General features: G+C 42.7%; 11 protein-coding genes. All 11 read right to left on the bottom strand.

All coding sequences use genetic code 11. The features are described 5' to 3' along the window. Positions 1–232: 232 nt before the first annotated feature. On the bottom strand, positions 233–1,357 hold the full coding sequence (rfbG, locus tag SIB73_RS13855) for a CDP-glucose 4,6-dehydratase (protein ID WP_413404212.1): 1,125 nt from the start codon (positions 1,355–1,357) through the stop codon (positions 233–235). Next, positions 1,339–2,112, bottom strand: coding sequence for a glucose-1-phosphate cytidylyltransferase (gene rfbF, locus SIB73_RS13850; RefSeq protein ID WP_413404214.1), 774 nt, complete (start codon positions 2,110–2,112; stop codon positions 1,339–1,341). The genes rfbG and rfbF overlap by 19 nt, the downstream gene beginning before the upstream one ends. A gap of 645 nt (positions 2,113–2,757) precedes the next feature. Beyond that, positions 2,758–3,738, bottom strand: a complete 981-nt coding sequence (locus tag SIB73_RS13845; RefSeq protein ID WP_413404216.1) for a glycosyltransferase family 2 protein — start codon at positions 3,736–3,738, stop codon at positions 2,758–2,760. Positions 3,739–3,815: 77 nt separating this feature from the next. Next, positions 3,816–4,811, bottom strand: a complete 996-nt coding sequence (locus SIB73_RS13840) for a glycosyltransferase family 4 protein (RefSeq protein WP_413404218.1) — start codon at positions 4,809–4,811, stop codon at positions 3,816–3,818. A gap of 58 nt (positions 4,812–4,869) precedes the next feature. Continuing rightward, the gene (locus tag SIB73_RS13835) at positions 4,870–5,388 is read right to left on the bottom strand and encodes an asparagine synthase-related protein (protein ID WP_413404220.1); all 519 of its coding nucleotides are present in this window, start codon (positions 5,386–5,388) and stop codon (positions 4,870–4,872) included. A 568-nt stretch (positions 5,389–5,956) separates the two neighbouring features. Next, positions 5,957–6,730 (bottom strand): hypothetical protein, encoded by a 774-nt coding sequence (locus SIB73_RS13830; RefSeq protein WP_413404222.1) that lies wholly within the window; start codon positions 6,728–6,730, stop codon positions 5,957–5,959. A gap of 234 nt (positions 6,731–6,964) precedes the next feature. Then, the gene (asnB, locus tag SIB73_RS13825; protein WP_413404224.1) at positions 6,965–8,782 is read right to left on the bottom strand and encodes an asparagine synthase (glutamine-hydrolyzing); all 1,818 of its coding nucleotides are present in this window, start codon (positions 8,780–8,782) and stop codon (positions 6,965–6,967) included. Further along, entirely contained in the window at positions 8,779–9,954 is a 1,176-nt protein-coding gene (locus tag SIB73_RS13820; RefSeq protein WP_413439635.1) for a glycosyltransferase, read from the bottom strand. The genes asnB and SIB73_RS13820 overlap by 4 nt, the downstream gene beginning before the upstream one ends. A 2-nt stretch (positions 9,955–9,956) precedes the next feature. Then, complete coding sequence (locus SIB73_RS13815) at positions 9,957–10,307, bottom strand: glycosyltransferase (protein WP_413406140.1); 351 nt, start codon at positions 10,305–10,307, stop codon at positions 9,957–9,959. Between the two features lie 92 nt (positions 10,308–10,399). Beyond that, positions 10,400–11,059, bottom strand: a complete 660-nt coding sequence (locus tag SIB73_RS13810) for a hypothetical protein (protein WP_413404228.1) — start codon at positions 11,057–11,059, stop codon at positions 10,400–10,402. 16 nt (positions 11,060–11,075) lie between these two features. Then, positions 11,076–11,990, bottom strand: a complete 915-nt coding sequence (locus SIB73_RS13805) for a glycosyltransferase (RefSeq protein ID WP_413404230.1) — start codon at positions 11,988–11,990, stop codon at positions 11,076–11,078. Between the last annotated feature and the right edge of the window lie 291 nt (positions 11,991–12,281).

Below are 12,281 nucleotides of genomic sequence, written 5' to 3'. Positions count from 1 at the left end.
TGAAAGTCAGAAGAGTAATACCCATGGCTTTCAAGAATCTGCAATGTTTCTGATCATACACGTTATTAAAATTTGCATAAGCTCCGCCAACGAAAAGATATGAAAAACCTTCGTACTGATTCGAATAACTTCCTATTGAATGCCACATAAATAGATTCTTAGGCCAAACCAGGATCGTTTTCTATGAAGCGAAGGTTCCAATAATTAGAATGAAATAAAGAGTACAGTGTTGTTATCGATGGGCAGTTTGCAATGTGATGGATAAATCAGTCTGATATGCTTCCAAATCCGCAAGGCAACTCTCCAAAGGACTTGCACCGTTATGAACAGCACGATACCAACCCACAGTGCGCTTAATCGTAGTCTCGTAATCCCATCGGGGGTTCCAACCAAGCTGATGATGAGCCTTATCAATTTGCAAATGTAAGAGACCAGCCTCATGCGGTGCACTCGGGTCACTCTGATCAGTCCATTGACCTGGCCAATAGCTGAGCATAGTTTCAACAAGCTGACGCACAGGACGATTGCTCTCAAGATGCGGGCCAAAGTTAAAGGCTTCACACGGAGGTAACGTATCCGTAGCCAGAGCTTCGGCAAGCTGTAAATAGCCACTGAGAGGCTCAAGAACATGCTGCCAAGGTCGGGTTGCGAATTGATTACGCACAGAAATCGAATCGCCGTGAGCTAAAGCACGCATCGCATCTGGGACAATCCGATCAACGGCCCAATCACCGCCTCCAATGACATTGCCCGCCCTAGCAGTGGCGATATGAAGATGGGGAGTCTGATGACTGGCACTGCCACAGAAGCTATCTCGCCAGCTTGCTATAGCAATCTCAGCAGCAGCCTTGCTTGCGCTGTAGGGATCATGCCCACCAAGTCGGTCTAATTCTCTGTATCCATAATTCCACTCCTTATTTTCATAAACTTTATCCGTTGTAATCATTACAACAGAGCAAGAATGATCTAAAACTTTGAGCGACTCAAGCAAATTTAATGACCCCTGCACATTTGTGGCCCATGTTCCTAAAGGATCCTTATAACTTAATCTAACTAAAGGTTGAGCTGCAAGATGAAATACAACTTCTGGTTGCACGAATTGAACCCAGCTTTTAAGTGCTTCAAAATCGGTGATATTAGCAATACAGTGCCTAGATTTTAAAAAATCAGGATAAGCCACGCTTAGAGGCTCAAATAAATTATGTGGTAGAACTGGATTTAGAGAATAACCAAAAACCTCAGCCCCAAGCTGCTGCAACCAAAGAAATAGCCAACTGCCTTTAAAACCAGTGTGCCCAGTCAACAGAACCCTACGGCCATTCCAAGCAAAATTATCAGTCATGACCAATTTTTCCAAGGAGCGCAGTTGTCTGACCAAAGCTTTTCAAGCAATTGCTTCTCTCGCAACGTATCCATGGGTTGCCAGAAACCTTGATGATGGAATGCCGTGAGCTGACCTTCGCTTGCCAAGGTTTTAAGGGGTTCTTGCTCCCAAACAGTTGAATCATCATTTATGTAGTCAATAACACTAGGACTAAGAACGAAAAATCCTCCATTAATCCAGCCTCCATCTCCTTGTGGTTTTTCCTGAAAACCGTCAACTCTATAATCATCATTTAATTGCAATGCACCGTAACGACCCGGTGGTTGCACTGCGGTAACCGTTGCTTTACGTCCATAAGCATTGTGATGTTGAATAAGAGCATTAATGTCTACATCGGCAACGCCATCGCCATAGGTAAAACAGAAATCAGAGTCGTCTAGATAATCTCGCACACGCTTTAACCTACCTCCCGTCATTGTCAGTTCACCAGTATCAACCAAAGTTACTTGCCAGGGCTCTGCCTTTTTATGATGAACTTCCATTGAATTCAATTTCATGTGGAAAGTAACATCGCTCATATGGAGAAAATAATTAGCAAAGTACTCTTTGATAACATAACCTTTGTATCCACAGCAAATAATAAATTCATTAATACCATAGGAGCTATATATTTTCATGATGTGCCAAAGAATTGGCTTTCCTCCTATTTCAATCATTGGTTTTGGCTTGATTGACGTTTCCTCACTGATACGAGTGCCCAGGCCACCAGCTAGTAATACTGCTTTCATTTAAATTTCTGAATAAACAATTGCAAGGAAATCAACATACAAGAGAACCATGATAATAAAAATATGACGTTGAAATGCTCAGGAAAACACAAAAAGCATGCGAGCTCAGTGATAGGGAATCAAATAAGTCCTAATAAGACATTAGGTTTTCAAAACAATGCGAATCTATAAATTTAACGAATTAATCAAAACTAAATACTGGGCAGTGACATGGTAATTGTTATTGCAAGAATGCAATTCAAACAAAAAGAAAATAATCGACCAAAGGAACCTATCAAAATCAGCATCAAGCCAGATCACATAACGTTGAATTCAAACTCATCAGATTTATTATAACGCACAATGAAACACCGCGTCAAGGGATTAATAATTAATCAAAAGGCGAAAATAAACCATCAAATTCCAACAAACATAAGAAGAAAAAGCCGTATTTCCGTAGAACTTAACGTGCAATTTATAAGTAGCTTCTCAACGAATATATAAAAGAAGGCAACATGCAGGCTGGCTCAAGATTTATGACTGTGGTTTATTAAAGAAATAGGAAGATGGTCGAAACATAAATAATAAGTTGAGGAGTTAATCTAGAAAAGGGAGGATTGATGAGAATAAAACCATTACCAAACATTTTTCATAGATTGGTTCATATTATTGAGGGTTTTGAACGAAAGGCACTTTTGCTGATTTCAAAGCGGAAAACAAAATAAACTTCTTTCCAAATCTTCCACCAAGGGTTAATAACATAATCAAAAAAACAACAAACTTAGGCAAGACATATGAACTTAGTGCAGAAGCTCTATTAAGAGAAACAAATAACTTTTGATTACCATGAACTAAGAATGCCCTTAACGCTCCAAATCTCCATTCAACATTATAAACAAGATTGCCCGCAATTTTAAACAAAATACGAGAGTTGCCACCTTTGGAGATTGGCAAGCGGTTGAATAAATATGAGGTAGCGCGAGCACGTTCTATATACATTTTTCCGTTCTTATTTAAATAGTTACTTGCTTGACCTGGGTGACGCCGAACACTTGTTGCTTGTAATTTAGAAATCTTTATATCAGTATATTGAGCCATGCGGGACCAAAACTCAAAGTCACCAACATAAGGGTAAGATTCATCAAATTGACCTGCTGATCTCAGAGTAGATGTACGACATGATGCGCAAGATAAATTGCCCATTATATTCCCAAAAAGAAAGAAATAAAATTGAGAAAAATCCGATCGAACGATTGGTGGAATACCAATATTAATTAATTTCTGGCCTCCCCATCGGATAGCCCCAACATGATTTTCCGCGGAGTTCCAATAATCCAAAATAGAAGCTAATGACTGTGGGCTGGATAATGTATCGTCTGCACAAAGTATCTGGATTAGATCCGTTTCAACTTTCTCAACGAGAAAGTTGAGATTACCAAATATACCAAGGTTTTCAGTCTGAAAAAAAACCTTTACACGAGGATCACTCTGTAGGCTTAATTTATTGAGATATTCACGAGTGCCATCATCTGAACCATTGTCGGAAATCAGTAATCTCCATTGTTTAACTGTTTGACACAAGATAGAATCAATAGCCTGAGGTAGAAATTCAATGGAATTCCAAACAGGCACAATAAAAGTGATCATTTCATACAGAGATCAATGTTTAAAAACACAGGGGATGATACCAAAAACTAGGACTTCACAATTCCAACAAAAAGAAGTTAAAATTGTAAAGATTTAAAAATACGCACATACTCACGCGATACAACCTCAGGAGAGTAAAATTTCATAAATCTTTCGCGGGCTTTTTTTCGGTAAAAATATATTTGATCTCTATCATTTAACATAATGTGTAGAACAGAGGCCAACTCTTCGGCGGAATTATCAATCAATCTCTTTCCAGCATCTCCTATTATTTCATGTCTTGGATAATCATTATCAGAAATCACTAAACAGCCAGCTGCCATAGCTTCTATAAAAATGATACCATAAGATTCATGTCTTACAGGCATTGCAAGTATTTGAGATTTACACAAGATTTTTCTAACTTTTTCAGGCGATGCCTGCTTAATCCATTCTATTTCTACACCTTCGATAGAATAAGGCTTAGTTTCTGAGACAACAATAAGCTTAGTCTTAGATTGAGAGAGATCACTTGTCGGCAAAATCTTCAATGCCTCAAGTAGAACATACAACCCTTTCCTTGTTCCATCTTTCCCAACAAAGGCAATATTCATCTCAGTTTTTGATTGAGATGGACAATACGACTGGAGTGCAGGAAGAAAAAAAGGAACTGAATATGCAGGTCTACCAGAAATAGAGACTGCTTTAAACTGATTTAATCCATAATTTGTATGAAAGTGAAAAGGAACATGTTCAGGTATATTTTTATCAAGGTCAATAATTTTTGCATGTTGTGGCTTGGAATCACCAGCAGATTGCATGTAATGAGGTGTCATGACTCCTGTGGTCAAAACAGCTTTCGCCTCCCCAGCTGATAAGCGACCATACAGTTCCAAGGGTATCCTTCCATAGCAATAAAAGTGTCTATGAGAATCTAAACGATTTCCTCTGATACTAATGCCGGGAAAATCATAACCTATCTTTTTTAAAAATTTTTGAAAAACCAATCCTGAAGAATATCGCAATCCACCGCAATACGAAAACACTAAGTCATCGCTTATTCCAGGCTTCAAAAAAAAGGACTGAATTTTCAAGTCAGTGTTCCAACCTATATGAAAACGCGGCGAAGTGATTCCAATTTTCATAGTCGTACTAATAGTTAAGCTTTATTGGATTGGCTTGTATCCGACTGATTTGACATTTTGACGGCAAATCCACCAGGAATAACCAAACTTTAAACTCGTGCCCAGTGATGCTGACAAGTCTCAAGAATTTACCCTTGATAGTTGCCCAGGCAGAATCTAACTTAGCGGCTTGTTCGAGAGCTTCCGAGGGATTAAGACAAATTTTTCGCAATAGGTCTCTTATCCAGCGTGACATAGGCAAATCAAGACCTACCTTCAAACGTTTCAGATTCAAATAGCCAGAAGGAAACAAATCATTACCAATCTCGCGTATTAATTTATTACTAGGCTTATGAAAATATTGGGGCATACGCAATGCGATTTCTACCAGCTGACAATACAGAAACAGATCACGCCTCTCCAAGCCACAGAACATTGAAATCACATCACTATTACGCAGAACTAGGCGATCAGTGTAGCTAAGAAGTTCAGCCCAACTAATATGACCCCAAGCCTGTGTAATGCTCTCAGGAGGGGTGATGGCCAATGAAGCGGTGCGGCACCTGCCGCAACCTGATCACCTTTACTGGCCATGCGACAGATACCCAATCCAAGATGACAATGATCCCAGAAGTGCAAACCATGAAGCTGACATACCAGCATCGGTGGTAATACAACTTAAAAGGGAACGTGCTAATAGAGTTCGAGAGTTATGAAAACATTAAGCCCCTAATTAAAATATAAACTACTAATTTATCCACAGCAACAAGGCCAAGGCCAAAAGTAGAACTACAATAAGACTTAGATCTGATTTAAATAATTTTAGGTTTATAGGTACTCATTCTTTAAGCTAAAATAGGACATATATAGGAAATTCATTGCAGTTAAACTCCAAACAATTGTGACTAATCACATAAAACGAGCCACAGTTAGGAGGCTATAGGTGTACTATCTACAGTCAAAGCACTGAATATCAGGAAAATAAGAGTCTTGAATTGAAAGAACTCAGCAATCACTCCTTATATTGAGCAGAATAGCAAGAGTTATCACTCTTAAGGTCATATTTGGAGCCCATTAGAGAAAAAGCGAGCTTTTAAAAACACAGAATGTTAATATTAAAGGCCGCAATATCGCCGCAAGTAAGGCTTTAAGGCCTCATGTAACTTTATATCCATACTATTTATAGAGCGAAGTTCTTGAATTGCTTCAGGAGACAAATCAGATGTTTTAGGTCTGTCTTTGGTAACGGTTAATTCAGCCTTTCCAAGAGTTAATTTAACATCAAGAGCTCGTCCTAAATTTGAAACTGACTCGTTGAGAAAAGAGTGATGTACCCAAAAGGGATAATTTAAGATTAGCCTATTCAAGGCTTTGTTTATAAGCCATTCGTCACCAAAAATGCGTCGTGAATGTTCCCATACATTGCCAAAAGAGATAGGTAGTCCACAGTAAATTCGAACTTGCTGGTTAGAAGCAAGTGTTGATTGACGATAAAATTGAACTAGATCTTTTATATTAGAGCATACCGAGAGTCCCTTATCAATACGTAGCTGACGATGATAATAATAATAGCTGACCATCTGGTCAATTGGGTCACGAAGTGTAGCAATAAATATTTTAGGACGACGAGCTACTTTTGACCAAGGGCGAAGTGTGTAATGCACGCCCCAAGGATAATGACCAATCAAATAATCAAAGTTCGAGGGGTGATTAAAAAAGATCGCTAACATACCTCTAGAGCCAATTTTTTTTTCACCATCAAAACCAGGTCGGTAAATTTTTTTATTGGGTATTTCAAGCCCCCGCACAAGGGCATAACGCAAAGATGTTCCTACACACTTTGGAACATGGGTTACTAGGATGACCGGCTTGGCTGATGAATAAGTCACAGAAAAATAAAATCGAATAAAAATTGAGATTTCTAATTAATCCTAAGTTATTGGTCTAAAAAAATAATTCGGTTGTCTCCTGATTCCTCCTGGCTACGAAGATATTCTCGACTGCCATCTGATTACCCATTTTCAGAAATGACCAGTCACCAATCATGAAGGGACTGAAAAGGACTGAGCCGACAGCTTCCTTAATGAATGGCATGCCATTAATGTCAAGCATTACAGCAGTGATCAACGGGTTGATATTGAGTTAGGAGCAAGGTGATGACGATTTGAGAATTCACCAAGCACCACCAAGCTCCAGATCCGGGTCCAGTGAAGCTGGCTTTTCTCAAACGCACTCCATTGCAGATGTATCCAGGTTGAATCCAACCAATCGGCTTGTTGTAGGGACTCAAGTCGCGACAAACAAAGCCCCCGTAATGGACCACGCATCCAGTGGGTCATAGGTAGAGCGAAACCTTTCTTCGGGCGGTTCAGATAACCGGGTGGGAATAAATCAATGCAGGCCTTGCGCAGCAAATTCTTACCGGAGTGTTGAAATCTCTGCGGCATACGCAGGGCAATTTCCACGAGCTGATGATCGAGAAAAGGAACACGTAGCTCTAACCCACAAGCCATGCTCATCACATCGGAATCGCGTAAGAGCATCGGCTCGGTGTAGCCAAACAGCTCTGCCCAGCTGGCCTGCCCCCAGGACTGGGTAATGCGCTGAGGGGGTGATTCCGGCCACTGCAAAGGTTCAGCACCGGCTGCATACAGATCGTCATCGCTAACCCAGCGCCTCAAGGCCAATCCAAGATGCCATCTATCCCAGCGAGGTAAGTAAGAGAGCTTGTTGGCGTGGCGCGGGCTGACGAAAGACAAACCCCGCTGCCGTAAGCGATCCGGCAACCAACGCAGGGCCATCAACCAAGGCATCAGCCGATGGGAGGGGTAACCGCCAAACAGTTCATCGGCTCCCAGACCGCTCAAAGCCACTTTTATCCCTTGATCAGCCACCGCACGACTGATAAGGAATGTGTTGATCCCATCAGCCGTAGGAGTGTCAAGGGAACTGAGCGCCTGTTCCACCCAGGCCAATGCGTCGGATTCCTCAATTACCAGTTCGTGATGGTCAGCACCGCAATGGATAGCCATCTGCCGCGCCAAGCTGCTTTCATCCTGCGCTGTACCAGGAAGAGCAACGGTGAAGGTGGAAATTCCACCTGGCTGTTGTCGGCAGGCTAATGCCGTCAGAATCCCAGAATCCAGTCCACTGGAAAGGAAACAAGCCACGGGCACATCAGCGAGAAGATGTTGAGCCACAGCCTCTTCGAGCTGCTGTCGCAGGAAGCTAAGAGCCCAGCGTCGGCTACGGATAGGAAGTGGAGTCCAGTCGGGCCTGGGCTGGGGGGGCCAGTAACGGACAGGATCATGGGGCCTGCTGTGGTTGATCTTCACCACCATCCCTGCAGGCAGGCTCACGATTCCCTGCGTTTCAGGCCCAGGGAAATGAGCTGGAGTGCTCTGATGCCCAAAGGCCAAAAAAGGACTGAGGCTCCGTGGCTCCAGCCGATCCCCCCCGGGCAAACTCCGGCGCTCTGAGGAGAACAGCAATCCCTGTGGCTGCCAGCTCAAATAAAGGGGCTTAATGCCCAAACGATCACGTGCCAGCAACACCTGCTGTTTTTGGTTGTCGTAAGCGGCAAATGCAAACATGCCTCGCAACTCCAGCAGGAGTGCAGACCCCCTCTGGGCCAAACCCTCCACAAGAGTTTCGCTATCGCTTGAACCACGCCAGGCATCAAAGCGCAATCCCCGGCGCACCTGCTTGTGGTTATAAATCTCACCGTTGAAAACCAGAGTAAAACGCCCGCAATGACTGGTAATTGGTTGGCTTCCTGCGGTTGACAGATCTTGAATGGCAAGACGGGTATGTCCCAGCCAGCAACGGCCGTCCTCACTTAGCCAACGACCCTCGGCATCAGGACCACGGTGACGAAGAGAAGCCAGGGACAATGGCTGAAAATCTGCTTGAACGTGGAAACTGCCAATCAAACCGCTCATGAGCGGCGCTTCTGCAATGTCAGCGCCTGTTTGTAACAGCTCTCGAGTTGATCGAGCCAGGAACCATAGGCAAAGCGGCGGGATTGTACAAATCCCAACTTGCGTATCTTTTCCTTCTGAGAAGTGCTGCGCTGCAACATCTGCTGAAGTGACACTGCACCGCCATGCGCCCAGGCCGCCAAGGACTCTGGCGGGGCTGGCGCAGGGGGAATAACAGTGACAGCTTCACCGCCCACCTCCGTCATCGGAGGACGATCAGTAGTCAATACGGGGCAACCGCAAGCCATTGCCTCAAGAATCGGCCAACCAAAGCCCTCTGCATGGGAAGGGAAAACAAGGGCCGCCGCGAGGTTATAGAGAGCCAAAACGAACTCATCGCTTGCACTAGGCAAAACATGCAACCAGGCACTCAACTGCGAGCGCTGCTCGATCCAGGAGTGCATAGCCTTATCGAGAGACCCAACGAGTACAAGATGATGAGGACATCCCATCCGATGGAGCTGCTCCCAAATAGACAACACACCGAGCCGATTTTTATACCAATTGCGACCAATATGAAACAGAAAGGGACTCTGATCAATCTGCGGAACGGCCTCTCGGAGAGAAGCCCTTGCTTGCTCCTTGGGGATCACTGAAAAGCGAGGAGAGAGAGGGTTGTAAAGAACAGAAGAGAGCAGAGGACCCTTCGGCAATTGCCTTTCCAAAGCAAATTTGGTTGCTGCAGAAACAGAAAGGAAACAGCGCCCTTTTTTAAAACCCGAAAGAATCCAACGCTGATACCATCGACCAAAGCGGCTTAATTTATGAAAGGGCTGATGCCCAAAAGATGCTTCTAATGCCAACAGATCATGGCAATGAATTAAATGTGAGCGACCTCCCAACCAAGGCAGCCAAGGCCCCAAGGCCTGATCGGACAACACACACAGAGTGCCTTTAGGCAACAAAACTGCCCGCAGCAAAAGCAGCGGAGGGAAGATCAGAAACTGATCGACATAGCCGAGCCACTTCGCAGCGGGATGGTTGCGAGAAAGTAGGCGCGATATCAGCACGGGGGCTGTAATCTCCTCAACCTTATGACCTAAACTCTGCAGACCAAAAGTAATCTGATCTGCAAAGGCTCGCATACTAGGACCCTCAACAGGAGGATAATGGCGTAATAATAGAATACGCATATTTAGAACAAATCAGTAATTAACGGAACAAGAGGCTGAGAGGCTGCATCGATACTATATTTTTCAAGACTCACTGAAGCCCAGTCGAAACTACGCGAATATAAAAAGAGATCTGACAATTCCTCCCCTAGCTTGAGTGCAGAGCCAATTGAAATCATAAGAAACGATTCTAAATCAACAAAATCTGAACCACAGCCGACACCCTCAATAACAACTACTGAACAACCTACCTGAAGAGCTTCATTAACGACTAATCCCCATGTCTCACCAGAACGCCTAGATGGCAGAACAACTACATCGGAAGCAAGATAATAATTAACCAAGTCTTTCTGATTCACAAATCCAGGAAAAATGTCCTGATATTGGCTTCACCCTCAAGATCATGGGCTTGACTTTTAAGAGTCTGATCAAATTCCCCACTTCCTACATAAAGAAAGCTCAAACGTTACCTAACGTCAGGGCGAACATGGACTGCAGACTGTAAAAGTAATGATGGATCTTTCTTAGGAATCAACTTGCCGAAAAATGAAAACAAAAAATTATTTGAGGAAAGCCCCAATTCGTGTCGCAATTTAGTGCGACGGTTTTCACGTTCTTGCAAGGAAAGCGTAGAAGCCCGGTCTGGTGTGCAATAACATGATTCTCGGAGTTGATCTGATCGGAGACCGTGACGTAACCAGTGCTTTCTATTAAGTTGACCAATTGTGAAAGCTTTGGAAATACCTGAATAAAGCAATCGGTAGTAAGAAGAGCGCAGGAAACCTTTCACAACAGAACGTGTAACAGCTTCATCCTGTATCTCACAACGCATCCATAGCGGAATACCAAGTCGCCTAGCTAAAAAATACGCAGTAATATCGTATCGATAAGTAAGTGAATTCAATAGAATTGCATTAGGCCGTAATCTCTTAATTAGCGGTGCTAAACCACGGCCATCAAGATCCTTCCAAGCTTGTGGTGCATGTGTCAAATTCGATTGAAGTACCGTATAAGGATAGCCGGATAATAGATCAGTATCCCAAGTGATAGCTTGAGAAAAACCAGGATCGTGACCTCCACGAACCGAAAAATCACTTGCGAAAACAACATGAAATGAACCTGGCAAAAGCTCTTGAAGCCTTTTATATATCGGCGTGCGATACTGGATTGGGTGTGTTTAAACAATTAGAAGCATCGTAATTATGTAAGTTTTGATCTAAAAGAACAGACAAAATGTGAAGGCATATATCCTCGTTACCTGCCCCCATTGATCTAACATGTTCATTACCAATATTGCATATCCGATCTCGTTCCAATTTATCATTCAAAAGTTTTTTGCACTGAAGAATGCACTCGTCCTCAGAATCCCAAAATACGGCCTCCCGCCCATCTTCGTATAGCAACTGATGCTCAGATGTACGCTCAGCACACAGCAAACCCCCACAAGCAGGTGTCTCAAAAGACCGTCTAGTAACAAGGTCTCTATTTCCATGAGAAAGAAACCCAAGTGATATCGCGGCATTACGTAAAGCAATGCTGTAGTCATTACCTGTTAGAGCGGAGCCTTCATAGATTCTCTTTAATTTCGGCCACAAAGAACTGCGCGACCACTTATTACCAACAAGGGTTAAAGGGAGTCCAGCCTGAATCAGATTAACTAAAAATTTATCACGTTTTTCATTAGGAATTAAAGTCCCCACAAAAGAGACAACTAATTTAGCCTCGTGGGATTGAGATAGATTATTAACATCAAAATTATGACATATCTCATCATAAGAAGGGAAAACACGTAGGACTTGTTTTGCACCTAAAGAAAGGGCTTCAAGTGTTGTCTCAGCACGTACAAAAACACATAAGTCATAAAAAGGCAAAGCATTTAACAAGCTAATGAAGCGGTTGCCATCTCTGAAACCAGTCGGATCATCATTTTGATAAAGAACGATCTTACATCTGTATTCAAGACGTAGCCATTTCAGAATTCGAGAGCCAAAATATTCACCACTGTTAACCCATATCACATCAGGGGAAGTTTTAAAATCAGCTAAACGAGATCTCAACGCATGAAATAGTCTACTCTGGATAAAGAAATAACCTGTTCTGTAGTCCAAAAAAGATTTCCATCTGCTCCTCTTGCCAATTAATATTACTGGATCTAGTATAGACACTTTACAGCCTAATCGCCTAAGTGAATCAGCACGTCGTAGCGAATTTGACCCAAAGGAACTCGATCCAAAATACAGAATACATGGAGGGGAGTTTGACATTTAATACTCAATGATACAACGCAAAAAATACTTAAAAAAGATTAATTAAACATCAGAAACGAATAGAAGACTTAAGACAGTGGC

The organism is Synechococcus sp. MIT S9509, from assembly GCF_047303035.1.
In the GTDB taxonomy this organism is placed as follows: Bacteria; Cyanobacteriota; Cyanobacteriia; order PCC-6307; family Cyanobiaceae; genus Synechococcus_C.
Note: the sequence above shows the minus strand (reverse complement) of the source record. Positions and strands in the feature narration are given on the sequence as shown.

Excerpts from the sequence above, each read along its gene's own strand:
- rfbF (WP_413404214.1), bottom strand. The coding sequence starts at position 2,112 with ATGAAAGCAGTATTACTAGCTGGTGGCCTGGGCACTCGTATCAGTGAG.
- SIB73_RS13845 (WP_413404216.1), bottom strand. The coding sequence starts at position 3,738 with ATGATCACTTTTATTGTGCCTGTTTGGAATTCCATTGAATTTCTACCT.
- asnB (WP_413404224.1), bottom strand. The coding sequence starts at position 8,782 with ATGAGCGGTTTGATTGGCAGTTTCCACGTTCAAGCAGATTTTCAGCCA.
- SIB73_RS13820 (WP_413439635.1), bottom strand. The coding sequence starts at position 9,954 with ATGCGTATTCTATTATTACGCCATTATCCTCCTGTTGAGGGTCCTAGT.